Source organism: Roseovarius sp. YIN77, from assembly GCF_057219155.1.
Map to the genome: position 1 here is coordinate 47,452 of NZ_JBXVVI010000011.1, position 15,581 is coordinate 63,032.

Consider the following 15,581-nt stretch of genomic DNA (forward strand, 5'->3'; position numbering starts at 1 on the left):
CATAATTAAAAATTAGTGTGAATTCTTTGGGGTAGGCCCAAACCATCACCCAGACAGGAGCCTTGCCTGACATGTCTTTGACTTGCCATCTGCATATTGGCATGCCCAAAACCGGGACAAGTGCCATACAAGAGGCATTTCAAAGAAACCTGGGGGCGCCATACACCTATCTGTCGCTTGGTTCGGCCAATCAATCAGGTGCCTTTGTCACCATGTTCGAAGATCACCCCGAACGTCATATGAGCAACCGGATACTTGGTCGTAGCAAGGCCGCAATACAATTACGGCGGCGGCAATTGCTCTGCAAATTAAATGATTTGCTCTTCACTGCGTCAACATCGAAAAACTTCTCTGACATCATGTTTTCAGCCGAACGCATGTCTGCACCGCGCGACCCCCAAGCAGTCAGACGAATGAAACACGTTCTATCGAACTATTGTTCCGCCTTTCGGGTCTATGCCTATCTTCGGCCACCGCGCGCCTTTATCACCAGCGCCTTTCAACAGCAGATACGGCTGGGCGGGGGCAATCTTGATCTGGAACTTGACCAGATCCTGCCCCGTTACCGGGCGCGATTTGAACCTTTCGATCAATTGTTTGGATCCGAAGCTGTTTCGCTTCGGATATACGACCGACAAAGGCTTCGTAGCGAGGACGTGGTTCAAGACTTCTAATCGCAATTGGGGATCGATCAGGCATGGTGCGGTTCACAACAGCACAATCGGGCGCTTTGTCTGGACGCAGTCGCGATTTTGTGGGCGATCCACCGTTCCGGCCACCTACGCCTATTGGGGGCGGCGGGATTACAACTTGCGCAAGAGATTTCAAATGCCTTGGCAAACCTAACTGGGCCTAGGCTTGAATTTTCCAATGAGCTTCTTTCTGCAACCCTGAATCAGAAGGGCAAAGATATCGAATGGGCAGAAAACCGGCTAGGGACCAGTTTCAACGAATCCATGGTGAAAAGGGGCATTCAAATCTCTGGCGTCAAGGACATGGCCGAGGCCGCCATATCAGCCCGTGCACGATTGCCGGAAATTTCGAACGACTTGACCATTCGCGGATTGAAAGACCCCGACGGCAATCCGATCACGCCTGCCCGATTGACATCATGGGTGAACGACGGGCTACGCTACTAATCCCTTCCCAAATCCCCTTGCTCCAACACATCAATGCGGTGACGCAGGCGCAACGCCTGCTCTTGCAAGGCAAAGACACTTCTGGCCAGAAACTGAATCATTTCCCACTCTGATGGGATATGCTGGCGCACCGCCGCCTGGTCAGTGTCAAACTCTGGTTGGCCCTTCTCGCGCAGAATGGAATTGACAAAACTCAGATCCTCTGCGGCATCTTCCAAGACCATTTCAAGATCAGCATCGGTCGCAAATAGGCGATCGCATTCCGAAAGGGGCGCAGTCCCGTTTGCTGGTTGTGTCAAGCTCAACAATCGCTGAAATCGCGCGGGCAGTACGGGTTGGACAAATTGTGAGTTGTAAATCGCCCAGGCCGCCAATGTTTCTGTGGATGGGGTTTCGTAAACCCGTGTCCCAGCACATCCAGCAACACCCAGAATATCCGCAACATCCGCCGTGACATCCGCCGTCTGGTCAAAATTTCGCAAATCCAGAGATTGCCCAAATTCCTCCTGCCAGTACCGCAGAGTCTGCGCAAACCGCACCGGGCGTTTTTGCACCCAATCTGAAAATGGCATGACCGGGCCGGGGTAGGTTTTGTGTTTGATCCCCCACTGGGCATAGGCACTTTTCGCCCAGTGATCATGCCGACGCAGATAACACAGGATGTGAATATCCACCCCGTCGTCCTGCAAACGCTTTAACGCGTCGCCCACGCCCTGCTTGCGGGTGAAAATCGCTTCGTGGCTCCAAACCGCGTAGCGCACGGGCATAGTGGACAGATGTTCCAGCCCTTGCCTCAGTGCCCGGTAAATCTGATCACTGGCCGCATCGGGGGCGATCCCTTCGAACAGCAGGGCCGGTTGCAGGCCGCTTTGCCAGTCATATTGTGGCTGGTTCGGGCAGTGTTCCAACATCATACCCAGCCAGACAACACCCCTGTCGCGCAGCTTTTCCTGCTCCGCCGACAGCATACGCTGGATCGATGTTGACCCGGTTTTGCCCGGGCCAATATGCACCAGAAGCTTAGGAAATCTCGTCATATCACCCCTGCTCTCACCTGCTTGAACAGATCCAGATGCTGCGCGGCGCTCGCCCCAACACTCAGCGGCACCGGCAATCCATCCCTCAACCGCGCCCACAAGCCCGTATCACCCGCAACCTGCCCCATCGTTTCGGCCCAGCACGCACTGTCCCCCGGGGGCAGTGTCAATCCGTTCGCCCCATGTGCGACCTTCTCTGCCATTCCGCCAATGTTGGATGCGATAACAGGGCGGCCGTGGGCGAAGGCCTCCTGGATGACCAAGGGTGAATTCTCATACCAGACCGATGGTACCATCACCCAATCCACCCCCCGCATTCGGACCACCAGTTCAGATGGATCATAAGGCCCACAATCGCGAACCACCCCTTCAGCAATCAGTGGGGCGGCCAAGGCGCTGATCCGCTCCCGATACTCTCGGGGCTGAAATTCCAAGTTTGCGCCATGCACCTCCAACCGCAATTTCCGTCGTGTCTTTTTGGGCAGGGATGACAGGCCCGCCAACAACACATCCAGCCCCTTAAAGGGGTTGATCTGGCCGAAATATCCGAACCGGTTGCGCGGCTCCCCCTCGACAACCCCTCGGGGCGGCTCTGGAATGGTTTGGGGTTGTCCATTTTCCAACAGGCTGATCCGTTCCGGGGCGAGGCCCCATTCAACATATCGCTGCCGCAAAAACTCTGACGGCGCGATGAAGTGATCGACATGGTCGAAGTAGCGTTCAAACCGGTGCTTGCGCAGCCACATTTCCTCTGCCGAACGGCCCGGGGCACAACGTTGATGTGTTTCATAGCTACCGTCGCGACATCGTTCATTGCGTTTGGGGGCAAGCATCAAGCCTTGATTGGGGCAGATCGCCATGTACTCATGCAGGGTCAGAACGGTTCTGATGCTCGGATCGACCCGTTTTATGGCACGCAGATATTCCAACCCGAACTGAAAATAATGATGCGTATGAACGATTGTGGGCTTCAACTGTTCCAACAGCTCTGCGAAATAACCCGAAATTTCTGACCAATTGGCCGCCTTCATCCAGAACAGATCTGCAAGATGTTGGTCCCACAGATACTCTGCCGTCCGGTGGCGACTGATGCGCCCGCTGGCCCCGGTGCCATGATCCGTTGCCGCCAAAAACCAGGCCGCGTTGACATCTGCGTGCTGCCGGTAGGTCTGAAACAGGTTATAGGCTGCAATCTCTCCACCGCCGCGTCGTATATCCGGATGACCATGCGCCATCACCAAGATGCGTTGCCCTGTCATACTTCAGCCATCCGATCCAACGTGGCACCCCAACGCATATTGTAGCGAACCGCATTCAGCATGGTCGTCGCCCGGCGTTGGTCGCAATCCGTTTCCAACCCAAAGGATTGCCGCTCTAGGTGCAACAGTTCGGTCTTGGGGAGGTAAAGAGAACGCAATCCAATCTCTCGCAGTTTCAGGCACAGATCGGAATCTTCGAAATCACCGATCAGATAGCCACTATCCCACCCCCCGACACGTTCGAAATCACATCGACGCATTGCAAGACAAGCGCCGGTCAAAAGCGGTACGCAAGTTGGATCCTGCGCTGGATCAAAGGCCGCATCCATCCCCATCAGCGGATGCCGATTGGTCCACAGCCCCAGCGGCGCCTGCCAATGGGGTACCATCCCCGCGTGTTGCAGCGTGCCATCAGGAAAGTGCAGACGGGGACCCACAAGCCCGACATCCGGGCGTTCGTCCAACGCCGCCACCATGTCATCAATCCATCCGGGCCGAAGCGGGAATACGTCGCTGTTCACAAAGATCAGCTTGTCCGCCTCTGCCACCTCTGCCCCCAGATTGTTGGCCCCGGAAAATCCCCGATTTTGCCCGGCACTGATCCATTGGAACGGAACCCCTAACAAGTCATGCAGATGCGGTGCCAAACGATACATCTCACCAATCAGGGCCGGGTCATCGATCACATAGATCAGCTCTGCCTGCCGTGAAAAATCCGGGTCCGTATGAAACTCCAATAGCTGATGTTCAATCAGGTCCAACCGGCCATAAACCGGAACGATCACAGAAACCCGTGGCTCGGACACCTGCGACCCAAACGCGAGCTTGGTGACCTCGGCATCCATCCAAGTCGCCTGCTGTCGTGCAAGAGATGCCCCGAGCAAGGGCCAATCCACATGCCGGCATCGTTCTGGAAACATGCTCCAAGGCGTGGGGATTTCCATCAATTGACGCAAAACCGCCTTTGGTTCCGCAGGCAACAGCTCTACCTCAACAGGCGCACCCATCGTTTTTCCGAAAGGTCCGCAAGCGCACAAGCGCAACGCCTGTAAGGCGTGGTCGGCGCGCAGCACACAGGCAAACCCGGTCTTCGCACCGACATCCCCCAATTCGACAACGGCAGAGGCCACATCTTCTCGACACCACCGAAAACCGTGATTGATATCCCAACACCTGCCCTTGTTATCCTGCACCCAAACCATCGCACCCGGGGCGTGGCTTTCCCAACCGCTGCAATATCCCAACCCCCGCCGCATGGCGGCAAGGTCGATCATCCCGATCTGTTGCCTGTCCGGCTGGGGATGATCCGGCATCAGGCCGATTAATCGGCGCCATTGGTCCGATCCAATCGGCAAAGAACTTAACAGCGCAAAGACGCCGTCATTGATCAGCCGCTGTGCGTGCAGTGGCACTCGGTCATCATAGTCGAGCGGTAGGTGGTACGGCTCCCCCTCAGGATCATTCTGGACGATCAACAGAGTATCAGGTGGTTCAGGTGCGGCAGCAATAAAGACAAAGCCCGGGAACTCCACCTCTCCCGCTGGCACATCATCCCGCGCCAAACGGCACAAATTCAAACAGGTGTTTGCCCCATCTGCTGACAAATTCAGTGTCAGATTTGCATATGTACTCCACCCCGCCGCAACAACCAGCCCGCCGATCTGCACCGCCGCGTCTACCTTGAACAGGCCGGGCCTGTCGCCGATTGACACCGGGCGCTGCTGGCAGTCCGCCAACACAAGATCAGGGCGACCGGTTTCAGGCGGCGGGGTGCAGGGATCAGTCATTCAGGATCACCAGAATATGGCGTCGCAACAACATTAGACCAAATCCAAGCCCGATCAGACTGATCGCCCAGACGTAAGACGGGCTGATATAGGGGCCGTCGTAGACCGGATAAAATCCGCGGCGCATCTCGCCCAGAATATGCAGCAGTGGGTTGTACCACATGACATCCTGCGCCTGACCCGGCAAATCCTCATACAGGAAAAAGATCCCCGAAATCAAAAACAGCGGGCGAGTCAAAATTTGCCAGATCCGTTCCCATACCGGGTAAAAGCTCATCAGAAAGCAGTTTGTCACGCCAATCCCGATCGCCACCCCCCCGGCCATGGCAAGGGCATGCAATATATGGGGAATATCCAGCACTGCAGAGGTTTCTGAGAACATGAAAATCCCGGATAGAACGGCGCAAAACACCACCAGATGCGTCAGCAAGTTCAGAACGAACCTGGCCAAAATAGCATCAACAAAATTCACCCGTGGATAGGCCAGCAATGGCCGCGAAAACCGGATCGACATCGCCGTTTTCCCCGCCAGATCAAAAAACATCATAAAGGGCAGATACCCGGTGGCATAAAATAGCGGAAAACTCGTCCCCAGTGACGGCGCGTGAAGGGCCAGCGACAGCACCACCGAAGACAGCGCTATCGCTGCAACAGGTTCCAAAACAGCCCAGGCATATCCCCCCGGCGACCGCCCATAACTGGTCGCCATTTCCCGCAGCATCAGGGCTGCAACCGTCCGGCATCCACTGCCGCGACGGGGTGGCAAGGGTAAGGTTATGGTATTGCCCGAAACAGCGGTCATTCGGCCCCCTACAGGTGGTCAGCGTTCCTTCCGATTAAACTTGTCTTGGTTTACATGGGGTTAACCAGAGAGGGTCAAACTGGGGCCGCCGGGGCCTTAAGCTCCATAACAAATGTGAACCCATGTCCTCTGACTTGACCACCTCTCCAAGGCCCGCTGCATTGCCTGCCGAAAAATTGGCGCCTGAACCGGCGTCAGCCCCCAAATTAGCATCCGTGCAGGTTTTGCCGCCGCCGTTGCCCACGCGCAGATCGATACGCTGGGGCCTGATAATCAGCTTCATAGCAATGGTCATCCTGCCCACTATGATGGCGGCACTGTATCTGACCTATTTCGCGGCAGATCAGTTCGCCTCTCGCGTGGGGTTTGTGGTACGACAGGAAGAGGCCGCCAATCCCATGGATTTTGTTGGCGGTTTCGTTGGGTTTTCAGCCAGTTCCAGCTCTGACACCGATATTCTCTATGAATACATCCAAAGCCCGGAAATGGTGGCAATCGTAGACCGTCAGCTTGATCTGCATCGCATCTGGTCGGAGCCAGAAACAGACCTTGTCTTTCGGTTCGACCCCGATGGATCATCGGAGGATCTTCAGGATTACTGGAACCGGATGGTCAGGATTTCCTATGATCAGGGCACCGGGCTGATTGAGCTTAGGGTTCTGGCCTTTGCAGCAGCGGATGCCCGCAATATCGCCACCGCCGTTTTGGGCGAAAGCAGTCGCATTATCAACGAACTGTCGGCCATCGCGCGCCAGGATACGACCCGACTTGCGCGGCACGAACTGGACCTGTCCATTGAGCGATTGAAAACCGCACGCGAGGCGATGACCGCATTTCGCATGCGCACCCAGATCGTTGACCCAGAGGCCGATATAAACGGACAAATGGGAATACTCGGCACATTACAGCAGCAATTAACCGAGGCGTTGATCGATCATGACTTGTTGCTAGAGGTCACGCGGACCGGCGATACGCGTCTGGATCAGGCACAACGCCGGATCAAGGTGATCGAAGCGCGCATTTCAGATGAGCGCAACAAATTCAGCTCTGATGCCAGTACCGAGGGCGGGCAGGCCTATGCGATGCTTATCGCGGAATATGAAAGATTGGCGGTGGATCGCCGCTATGCCGAAGAGGCCTACACCGTCGCGCTCGCAGCGCTGGATATGGCGCTGGCAGACTCCCGACGGCAAAGCCGCTATCTGGCAACCTATATGCAACCAACTCTGCCCAGCACTGCCCAATATCCGGAACGCATCATCCTGACAGCGATCATTGCGGGCTTTTTGTTGCTGATCTGGTCGGTTCTGTCCCTGATCTATTACAGCATGCAGGACCGGCGCTAGATGATCCAACTGATCAATCTATCAAAATTTTACACGGTTCAGGGTGTGCAAAAACCCGTGGCCGATCACATCAACATCACCTTTCCCACCGGGATGGCGGTGGCGCTTTTGGGGCGCAACGGGGCCGGAAAATCCAGCCTGCTGCGCATGATATCTGGCACCATGCGGCCAGATGGCGGACGGATCACCAGCGATGGGTCCGTGTCTTGGCCGGTGGGCTTTGCGGGCAGCTTTCACCCGGATCTAACCGGGGCGCAGAACACACGGTTTGTGGCCCGCATCTATGGCGTCGACGTCGACCAGCTCTGTGCCTTTGTTGCCGGGTTTGCCGAACTTGGTGGTCATTTTCATCTGCCGTTCCGAACCTATTCCTCCGGCATGCGATCCCGGCTTGCCTTTGGCATCTCCATGGGCATCGGATTTGATACCTATCTGATTGACGAGGTGACCAGCGTGGGCGATGCAAACTTCCGCACCAAGAGCGAGACGATCCTCCGCGATCGCCTGCGCAACAGCGGGGCGATCGTTGTGTCCCATGGTCTGGGATTGCTGCGCAACCTGTGTCAGGCCGGTGTGGTTTTGGAAAATGGAACACTTGTCTGGCATGATGGTATCGAGGACGCGATCCGTCATCATCAGGATATCATGAAGGCTGGGTAAGGCACGGTCAGGCTCCGGTTTATTGCATTTTCCCGCTCTCCATCTGTTGCACGACAGTTGCAGCATCTGCCGGATTTCCCTACAATCGCACATAACATGGGGCAATTCGCAGGCATAATCCCTATAAAAGCTGCGAAAAGAAAAAAAGGGCAGTGAAGTGGAAAAACACGTTTCACAGGACGATGATCAGCAGCAGGCAGTGCTGCGCGGCACCATTCTGAACAATCCTGAACTGGTGTTAGAAGACCCCGAAATCATGCGCATTCTGACGACAACTCCGGCCGTGGGTCCGGCCGACAACATCGTCGATCTGCGCAGTGTGGCGCTGGATCGGATGGAAATGCGGCTGGGCCGTTTGGAAGACACGCACCGCTCTGTCGTGGCTGCCGCCTATGAAAATCTGGCAGGCATGAATCAGGTGCATCGCGCCATATTGCGTATGCTAGATCCGGTCACATTTGAAAGCTTCCTGCACAATCTGGGTGCCGATGTGGCAGAGATTTTGCGCGTCGATTGCCTGCGTCTGGTATTGGAAAGCGTCCAGTCAGAGGATGATCCTGTCGTCCAGCGCCTATCCGATGTGCTTAGCGTGGCCGAACCCGGATTTGCCAAAGCCTATATGACCGGGGGGCGCGGGTCTGTGCGCCGTTCTGTTATCCTGCGCCAGATCCATCCTGATGACGCGCTGATCTTTGGTAACAAGGCCGCTGATATGCGATCAGAGGCCGTACTTTATCTGGATCTGGGCAATGGCCGTCTGCCCGGGATGCTGGTCATGGGGTCTGAGGACCCGAACAAGTTTCATCCCAGCCACGGCACCGATCTGTTGGTGTTTTTTGCTTCCGTCTTTGAACGCACCATGCGGCGCTGGCTGACATGACACTGGCCTTATCCCCAGCGGTTCGCGACGCGCTGGAGGATTGGCTTCAGACCTGCAAGGCCTTGCGCAATCTTGCCGACAACACGGTAGAGGCCTACCGCGCGGATCTGACGGCGCATCTCAACTTCATGGCAAATCACTTGGGCGGGGAAACCGGGCTCGGCCCACTTAGAACGCTGCGCGTCGCCGATATGCGGGCCTGGATGGCTCATGAACGCGCACGCGGCGTGTCGGCCCGGACTTTGGCGCGGTCACTGTCGGCGGTGAAAAATTTCTACGGCTGGCTGTCAGAACGCGACGGGTTTGATGCAACGGCTGTTCTATCTGTTCGCACCCCAAAAACACCGGCACGACTGCCCCGGCCGCTGGATGTATCAGCAGCCTCTCAACTGATCGATACCGCAGGCGATATGGCCACCACCGACTGGGTCGCCGCCCGCGATATTGCGGTTCTGACCCTGCTTTATGGCTGCGGGCTTCGGGTGTCAGAGGCGCTGGCGCTTAATCAATCTGACGCCCCCCTGCCAGAGGTCATGCGCATTACCGGCAAGGGCGGCAAAACCCGTCTGGTCCCGGTGATCGCGCCCGCCCGATCTGCCGTCGACCGCTATGTCACCCTGATGCCTTTTGCCCCGCAACTCGAGGGCCCGCTCTTTCGCGGTGTCCGGGGGCGGCGCTTGGCCCCGCGGCAGGTTCAGAAAACCATGGAACAGGTGCGTCTGATGCTGGGGCTTCCCAAAACCGCGACGCCCCATGCACTGCGCCACAGCTTCGCCACGCACTTGCTGAATGCAGGCGGTGATCTGCGCGCTATTCAGGATTTGTTGGGACATGCCAGCCTGTCAACCACCCAGATCTATACCGCAGTGGACGAAACGCATCTGATGCAGGTCTATGACAAGGCCCATCCCCGCGCCCAAACGCGTGGGTCGGACTGAGGGTCAACAAATTGGCAGCACCCTTTGCATGAGTGTTTGCACTTTGCCCGATTATCCGTCATGACCCTGCCATGACCGATCAGATGAAAGCTTATTCCGTTCACCTTTTGACCGCGAGCGGAGCCGTGTTCGCCATTTTGGCCATGCTCGCCGCTGTCGAGGCCAACTGGAGCCTGATGTTCCTGTGGCTGGTGGTGGCCTTTGCCGTTGACGGTATCGATGGTCCCCTGGCCCGCAGATATCATGTCAAGAAAAACGCCCCGATCTATGATGGCGTGTTGCTGGATCTGATCATCGATTATCTGACTTATGTGTTCGTGCCCGCCTATGCGCTCTTTAAATCGGGGCTTCTGACCGGCTGGACCGGCTGGCTGGCGATCATTGTGATCACCTATGCCAGCGCGCTTTACTTTGCCGATACGCGGATGAAAACAAAGGATAATTCCTTTTCCGGCTTCCCCGGATGCTGGAACATGCTGGTGCTGGTTCTTTTTGCCGTGCCGATGAATCACTGGGTGATGCTGTTTATCGTCTGTGCCGTGGCGGTGTCGATGTTCCTGCCATTGAAATTTATTCACCCTGTGCGCACTGAACGCTGGCGCGGCTTGTCATTGCCCATCGCCATCGCGTGGACTGGGTTCGCCGCTTGGGCGGCCTGGGTGAACTTCAATCCCGAAAGTTGGGCGCTATGGGGATTGGTGGTCAGCTCTTGCTATCTGATGCTGGTGGGAATTGTGCAGCAGATGGTACCGGAACAACAGGGCGAATAACACCTGTTCGCACACGCGCCCTGAACATAGGCGCGCGAAGTTCACACCCGCGTCAGGATCACACCCATCACGATCATCGCGGCAGATATCGCCTTGCCCCGATCCAGACGCTCCCCAAACAAAAACACCCCTAAAAGCACCGCAAACAGGATCGAGGTTTCGCGCAAGGCCGTGACCAATGCTATCGGGGCCACGATCATCGCCCAGACCGCAATCCAATACGCGCCAAGCGAGGCCCCACCCGCCAGCGTTCCCCGCCCCCATTCGGACAATTTGCGCGGCATCACCCCGCCCCGGGAAAAATATACCAGGGCGAAAATCACACCATCGATGGCAAACATCCAGGCCACAAACTGGCCAGCATCCCCACCGATGCGCGCGCCCACCCCATCAACCAGCGAATAGCCCGCCGTCGCGCAGGCAGAGGCCAGCGCCCAGGGCAGCATGCGTTGCGACTCGCCGTTGGTAAATATTCCGCGCGCCATCAGGATAATCCCGCACCCGATGGCAATGACGCCAAGATAATCCATCACCGCCAGCTCATCTGCCAGGAATAGCCCCCCAACGACCAGAACGATCATCGGCGCCGCCCCCCGGGCAATCGGATAGACCCGGCTCAGATCCCCATGTTCATAGGCCGAGGTCAGAAAGAATTTATAGGCTGAATGGATCAGGCCAGAGGCGATCAGCCAAAACCACACTTCAGCCTTTGGCAAGGGGAAGAAGCACAGCATCACCAGCCCCATCAGCCCTTGCGCTGTCGACATCATGAACATCGCCTGAAACCGGTTCCCGCCGGTCTTAACAATGGCGTTCCAGCTGGCGTGCAGAAAGGCCGCGAACAATACCGCCAGAAAGACCCCAATACTCATGGCTGCCTCATATCAACAAACCTGCTGCCCCTTCGTGACGCAGCAATGTCACTTTCATCTCGACTCCGCCAGCCCCGGAAAACCCGCCCAGTCCATTGGCCCCCAAAACCCTGTGACACGGGATGATCACCGGGATCGGATTGCCGCCACAGGCTCCACCCACAGCTTGCGCTGGTACACCCAATTCACGGGCCAGATCGCCATAGGTCCGGGTTTCGCCAAAGGGGATGGCCGACATTGCATCACAAACCTGCTGTTGAAACTCCGACCCATTGACCTGCAATGGCAGATCAAAAACCTCCAACGTTCCGACAAAATAACGTTCCAATTGACGCGCCCCTTCGACCAGCACATCCGTCATGTCGCCAGAGGCCTCGGCATCCCACAACAAACGGGTGATCCGGCCGTCCTCTTCGACCAGTCCAAGCCGCCCTATTAAGGTCTCTGTCACACCGATATTCATGGCCCGACCATGGCCGGGATTGTTCGCCGCCACAACCCGGATCGCGGCCCGGTTCTTGTGCAAAATTTGCGAACTCACCTAACCGCGTGCTGCATTTGATGAATTTCAGTGTTTACGGTATGGTAAACCTCTGATCATTCGCACGATCAAGATCACAACTTCGGGGTAATTCTGATGAGTTTCAATTTGCACCATTCTATTCGCAACACCGTGTTGGCGGGTTCGCTCGCCCTTATGCTGCCCTTCGCCGCTGCCGCCCACGACACCGAAACCACACAAGCCGTGTTGGACAATCATTTAGCGGCCTTCGGGACGGCCGATATGGAACGCATCCTGTCGGATTATACCGACGAGTCGGTCATATTCTTCAATGGCCTACGGATGACCGGCCATGCAGAGATCGAACCTTTGTTTCAGGCCCTGTTTGATGAATTTGGCAAACCCGGCATGACATTTGAAATGCTGAACATGCAGGTGGACGGACCCGTCGCCTATATCGTCTGGACGGCAGAAACCGCAGACAATCACTACGAGGTCGCATCCGATACTTTGGTCATCGATGATGGCAAGATTGCCTATCAGACCATCGCTGGAAAAATCACACCGAAATAAACGAAAAGGCCGGATCAAATCGATCCGACCTTTTGATTTCTTAACCCAATGCCGCGCTACAACGACCGCAGGTTCCAGAGTGGCTGTGCGTGCCAACATCAGGCAGAATTTTCCAGCAGCGCTGGCATTTTTTGCCCTCGGCTTTTTCAAACACCACACCGACGCCCTCGACCTCTGGCAGGCGGAAGGCCTCTGCCGGGCTCGGATCGCCGCTCAGGATCACGTCAGAGGTGATGCACACATCCTCGAAATCCACCGTTTTCAACGCAGCCAACGTCTCCGCATCGCGCACATGTACGACAGGGGCGGCTTCCAATGACGCGCCGATCACCTTATCCGTGCGCTGCACCTCCAACGCGGCGGTCACCACCCGGCGCACACGGCGGATCGCGGCCCATTTCGCGGCCAGCGGTTCATCCAGCCAATCGGCAGGGGTTTCGGGCATGTCGGTCAGGTGGATCGAGCTACCCTCGCCCGGGTTCCGTTCCAGCCAGACCTCTTCCATTGTGAAGGTCAGGATCGGGGCCAACCACGCGGTCAGGCGGTGATAAAGGATATCCAGAACCGTGCGCGCCGCCCGGCGGCGTTCATTGTCACCATCGCAATAGAGCGCGTCCTTGCGGATATCGAAATAAAAGCTCGACAAATCCACCGTGGCAAAGGTGAAGATCGCCTGGAAAACACCCTGAAAATCATACTTGGCATAGCCTGTCCGAACCGTGTGATCCAGCTCTGCCAGACGATGCAGAACCCAGCGCTCCAGTTCCGGCATATCCGCAGGATCCACCCGGTCAGCGTCCGAGAACTGCGCCAATGATCCCAACATAAACCGCATGGTGTTGCGTAGGCGGCGATAGCTGTCGGCCACACCTTTCAGGATTTCGTCGCCGATGCGCAGATCCGACGTGTAATCCGACTGGGCCACCCATAGGCGCAGGATATCAGCGCCGTATTGTTTGACAACCTGCTCTGGCGCGATGGTGTTGCCCAGCGACTTGGACATCTTGTTGCCCTTGCCATCCAGCGTAAAGCCGTGGGTCAGAACGCCCCGATAAGGCGCACGGCCACGGGTGCCACAAGATTGCAGCATGGATGAATGGAACCAGCCGCGGTGTTGGTCGGTGCCTTCCAGATACAGATCGGCAAGACCATCCGCAGACCCATCTTCACGGTCGCGAAGGACAAATGCATGGGTGGACCCGGAATCAAACCACACATCCAGAATGTCAAAAACCTGATCATAGTCATCCGCGTTGTAGTCATTGCCGAGGAACCGTTCCTTGGCCCCGTCCACATACCAGACATCTGCGCCCTCGGCCTCAAACGCCTCAACAATCCGAGCGTTGACAGCTGGATCACGCAACAGGAAATCGGGATCAGTTGGCAGCGCACCTTTCTTGGTAAAACATGTCAGCGGCACGCCCCAGGCACGCTGGCGGCTTAGCACCCAATCCGGCCGCGCCTCGATCATCGAATACAGGCGATTGCGCCCAGTTTTCGGCGTCCATGTCACCAGCTCGTCAATCGACCGTAACGCCCGCTCGCGGATCGTGGTGCCATAGTCATCCTGCCAGTCGCCAACCGCGCGGTCGATGGCCGCAAACCACTGCGGCGTGTTGCGGAAAATGACCGGCGCTTTAGAGCGCCATGAATGCGGATAGCTGTGGGTCACGCGGCCCCGGGCGATGATCCCCCCGGCCTCCACCAGTTTGGTGATGACAGCGTTGTTGGCCTTGCCTTCCTTGCCCTTGCGGTCAAAGACCTGCAGACCTGCAAAGAATGGCACATGCGGCAGAAACTCGGATTCCTCGCCCACATTATGGGTCATCCGGTCGATCCAGTTGCGTTTCACAAACGCCTCATAGTCATCAGCACCGTGGCTGGGCGCGGTATGCACAAAGCCCGTGCCCGCATCATCGGTGACATGCTCCCCGTCGATCATCGGCACCTCGTAATCCCAGAAGCCATCCGCCCCGTCGAGGCCGTGGAAGGGGTGAGCGAGGGTCATGCTTCGAAAGGCCGATGCTTTTACATCGCGAACACGAGTAAACTTGGTCACGCGCGATTTACCCAACGCATCCTCGGCCAATGCATCGGCAAACAGATATAGATCACCCGGCTTGGTCCAGCTTTCGTCTTCGGTCGTATCAACGCGATACAGCCCGTATGAGATCAACGGGTTATAAGCCACGGCCTTGTTCGAGGGGATGGTCCAGGGGGTGGTGGTCCAGATGACAACACGCGCACCTATAAGCGGCTCGGGTGCCGACACCGCCGGTTCAATGTCTTCAACGGCCATCGTGACTTTAAACGGAACCCAAATCGTATGACTCTTGTGATCGTGATACTCGATCTCTGCCTCGGCCAGCGCGGTCTTTTCGACCGGCGACCACATCACAGGTTTCGACCCCTGATAGAGCGTCCCGGTCATCAGGAACTTCATAAATTCCTCGGCAATCACCCGCTCGGCATGGAAGTCCATGGTCAGATAGGGGCGCTCCCACTTGCCGGTCACGCCAAGGCGCTTGAATTCCTCGCGCTGGATATCAATCCAGCCCTCAGCGAACTTCCGGCATTCCTGACGGAAATCGACGACGTTAACCTCGTCCTTGTTGCGGCCCTTCTTGCGGTATTGTTCCTCAATCTTCCACTCAATCGGCAGACCGTGGCAATCCCAGCCAGGGATATAACGCGCGTCCTTGCCCATCATCTGTTGCGACCGCACGACCATGTCCTTCAGGATCTTATTCAGCGCGTGGCCGATATGCAGATGCCCGTTGGCATAGGGCGGGCCGTCATGGAGGGTGAAACTGTCGCGCCCCTCGGCCCGTTCGCGCAGGCGATCATAAATACCGATCTCGGACCAACGGCTCAGCCATTCAGGCTCGCGTTTCGGCAGTCCCGCGCGCATCGGAAAATCGGTTTTCGGCAGGTTCAGAGTGTCTTTGTAGTCAGGCGTCTCGGCACACATCATCGTGGTCCTTGAAAGGGGGATCAGATTGTTCAAAAAGGATCG

Annotated in this window: 15 protein-coding genes; 8 read left to right on the forward strand and 7 right to left on the reverse strand. The window is 56.8% G+C overall.

Annotated elements, in window-relative coordinates; genetic code table 11:
- The first annotated feature begins 71 nt into the window (after positions 1-71).
- Together AC2D8P_RS10790 and AC2D8P_RS10795 are read left to right on the forward strand one after the other, a co-directional pair.
- Positions 72-674 carry a hypothetical protein gene (locus tag AC2D8P_RS10790; protein WP_484702656.1) on the forward strand — a complete coding sequence of 201 codons (603 nt, stop codon included), beginning with the start codon at positions 72-74 and terminating at the stop codon, positions 672-674.
- Positions 675-680: 6 nt separating this feature from the next.
- Positions 681-1,139 carry a hypothetical protein gene (locus AC2D8P_RS10795; RefSeq protein ID WP_484702658.1) on the forward strand — a complete coding sequence of 153 codons (459 nt, stop codon included), beginning with the start codon at positions 681-683 and terminating at the stop codon, positions 1,137-1,139.
- Here AC2D8P_RS10795 and AC2D8P_RS10800 read toward each other — a convergent pair.
- The 4 genes from AC2D8P_RS10800 to AC2D8P_RS10815 are packed head-to-tail and all read right to left on the reverse strand — an operon-like array spanning position 1,136 to position 6,024.
- Positions 1,136-2,176 carry a hypothetical protein gene (locus AC2D8P_RS10800; protein ID WP_484702659.1) on the reverse strand — a complete coding sequence of 347 codons (1,041 nt, stop codon included), beginning with the start codon at positions 2,174-2,176 and terminating at the stop codon, positions 1,136-1,138. The genes AC2D8P_RS10795 and AC2D8P_RS10800 overlap by 4 nt on opposite strands.
- On the reverse strand, positions 2,173-3,435 hold the full coding sequence (locus AC2D8P_RS10805; protein WP_484702660.1) for a glycosyltransferase family 4 protein: 1,263 nt from the start codon (positions 3,433-3,435) through the stop codon (positions 2,173-2,175). The genes AC2D8P_RS10800 and AC2D8P_RS10805 overlap by 4 nt, the downstream gene beginning before the upstream one ends.
- Entirely contained in the window at positions 3,432-5,222 is a 1,791-nt protein-coding gene (locus tag AC2D8P_RS10810; RefSeq protein WP_484702661.1) for a glycosyltransferase, read from the reverse strand. The genes AC2D8P_RS10805 and AC2D8P_RS10810 overlap by 4 nt, the downstream gene beginning before the upstream one ends.
- The gene (locus AC2D8P_RS10815; RefSeq protein ID WP_484702662.1) at positions 5,215-6,024 is read right to left on the reverse strand and encodes an ABC transporter permease; all 810 of its coding nucleotides are present in this window, start codon (positions 6,022-6,024) and stop codon (positions 5,215-5,217) included. Before AC2D8P_RS10815 ends, AC2D8P_RS10810 begins: the two co-directional genes overlap by 8 nt.
- Before the next feature lie 122 nt (positions 6,025-6,146).
- Here AC2D8P_RS10815 and AC2D8P_RS10820 point away from each other — a divergent pair, with 122 nt between their 5' ends.
- The 5 genes from AC2D8P_RS10820 to AC2D8P_RS10840 all read left to right on the forward strand — a co-directional run bounded on the left by AC2D8P_RS10820 (position 6,147) and on the right by AC2D8P_RS10840 (position 10,618).
- A complete protein-coding gene (locus AC2D8P_RS10820; protein WP_484702664.1) occupies positions 6,147-7,370 on the forward strand; it encodes a KpsE/RkpR family capsule polysaccharide export protein in 1,224 nt (407 codons plus the stop codon).
- Positions 7,371-8,030, forward strand: coding sequence for an ABC transporter ATP-binding protein (locus tag AC2D8P_RS10825; protein ID WP_484702665.1), 660 nt, complete (start codon positions 7,371-7,373; stop codon positions 8,028-8,030).
- A gap of 157 nt (positions 8,031-8,187) precedes the next feature.
- Positions 8,188-8,910, forward strand: a complete 723-nt coding sequence (locus tag AC2D8P_RS10830; protein WP_484702666.1) for a DUF484 family protein — start codon at positions 8,188-8,190, stop codon at positions 8,908-8,910.
- Positions 8,907-9,848: a tyrosine recombinase XerC gene (locus tag AC2D8P_RS10835; RefSeq protein WP_484702668.1), complete on the forward strand. Its 942-nt coding sequence runs from the start codon at positions 8,907-8,909 to the stop codon at positions 9,846-9,848. The genes AC2D8P_RS10830 and AC2D8P_RS10835 overlap by 4 nt, the downstream gene beginning before the upstream one ends.
- 71 nt (positions 9,849-9,919) lie before the next feature.
- The gene (locus AC2D8P_RS10840; protein WP_484702669.1) at positions 9,920-10,618 is read left to right on the forward strand and encodes a CDP-alcohol phosphatidyltransferase family protein; all 699 of its coding nucleotides are present in this window, start codon (positions 9,920-9,922) and stop codon (positions 10,616-10,618) included.
- Positions 10,619-10,659: 41 nt separating this feature from the next.
- On the opposite strand, the gene AC2D8P_RS10845 is transcribed toward AC2D8P_RS10840, so the two are convergent.
- Entirely contained in the window at positions 10,660-11,490 is an 831-nt protein-coding gene (locus AC2D8P_RS10845; protein ID WP_484702671.1) for an EamA family transporter, read from the reverse strand.
- Positions 11,491-11,497: 7 nt separating this feature from the next.
- Positions 11,498-11,953 carry a methylated-DNA--[protein]-cysteine S-methyltransferase gene (locus tag AC2D8P_RS10850; RefSeq protein WP_484702737.1) on the reverse strand — a complete coding sequence of 152 codons (456 nt, stop codon included), beginning with the start codon at positions 11,951-11,953 and terminating at the stop codon, positions 11,498-11,500.
- A 174-nt stretch (positions 11,954-12,127) separates the two neighbouring features.
- Here AC2D8P_RS10850 and AC2D8P_RS10855 point away from each other — a divergent pair, with 174 nt between their 5' ends.
- Positions 12,128-12,565 (forward strand): nuclear transport factor 2 family protein, encoded by a 438-nt coding sequence (locus AC2D8P_RS10855; protein WP_484702672.1) that lies wholly within the window; start codon positions 12,128-12,130, stop codon positions 12,563-12,565.
- A 40-nt stretch (positions 12,566-12,605) separates the two neighbouring features.
- Here AC2D8P_RS10855 and ileS read toward each other — a convergent pair whose 3' ends face one another.
- Positions 12,606-15,536, reverse strand: a complete 2,931-nt coding sequence (gene ileS, locus AC2D8P_RS10860; RefSeq protein ID WP_484702673.1) for an isoleucine--tRNA ligase — start codon at positions 15,534-15,536, stop codon at positions 12,606-12,608.
- Positions 15,537-15,581 lie beyond the last annotated feature (45 nt).

Bases quoted from the DNA above. Each gene is read 5' to 3' on its own strand.
- AC2D8P_RS10790 (WP_484702656.1), top strand. From the start codon at position 72: ATGTCTTTGACTTGCCATCTGCATATTGGCATGCCCAAAACCGGGACA.
- AC2D8P_RS10800 (WP_484702659.1), bottom strand. From the start codon at position 2,176: ATGACGAGATTTCCTAAGCTTCTGGTGCATATTGGCCCGGGCAAAACC.
- AC2D8P_RS10805 (WP_484702660.1), bottom strand. From the start codon at position 3,435: ATGACAGGGCAACGCATCTTGGTGATGGCGCATGGTCATCCGGATATA.
- AC2D8P_RS10810 (WP_484702661.1), bottom strand. From the start codon at position 5,222: ATGACTGATCCCTGCACCCCGCCGCCTGAAACCGGTCGCCCTGATCTT.
- AC2D8P_RS10815 (WP_484702662.1), bottom strand. From the start codon at position 6,024: ATGACCGCTGTTTCGGGCAATACCATAACCTTACCCTTGCCACCCCGT.
- AC2D8P_RS10820 (WP_484702664.1), top strand. From the start codon at position 6,147: ATGTCCTCTGACTTGACCACCTCTCCAAGGCCCGCTGCATTGCCTGCC.
- AC2D8P_RS10825 (WP_484702665.1), top strand. From the start codon at position 7,371: ATGATCCAACTGATCAATCTATCAAAATTTTACACGGTTCAGGGTGTG.
- AC2D8P_RS10835 (WP_484702668.1), top strand. From the start codon at position 8,907: ATGACACTGGCCTTATCCCCAGCGGTTCGCGACGCGCTGGAGGATTGG.
- AC2D8P_RS10840 (WP_484702669.1), top strand. From the start codon at position 9,920: ATGACCGATCAGATGAAAGCTTATTCCGTTCACCTTTTGACCGCGAGC.
- AC2D8P_RS10845 (WP_484702671.1), bottom strand. From the start codon at position 11,490: ATGAGTATTGGGGTCTTTCTGGCGGTATTGTTCGCGGCCTTTCTGCAC.
- AC2D8P_RS10850 (WP_484702737.1), bottom strand. From the start codon at position 11,953: ATGAATATCGGTGTGACAGAGACCTTAATAGGGCGGCTTGGACTGGTC.
- AC2D8P_RS10855 (WP_484702672.1), top strand. From the start codon at position 12,128: ATGAGTTTCAATTTGCACCATTCTATTCGCAACACCGTGTTGGCGGGT.
- ileS (WP_484702673.1), bottom strand. From the start codon at position 15,536: ATGTGTGCCGAGACGCCTGACTACAAAGACACTCTGAACCTGCCGAAA.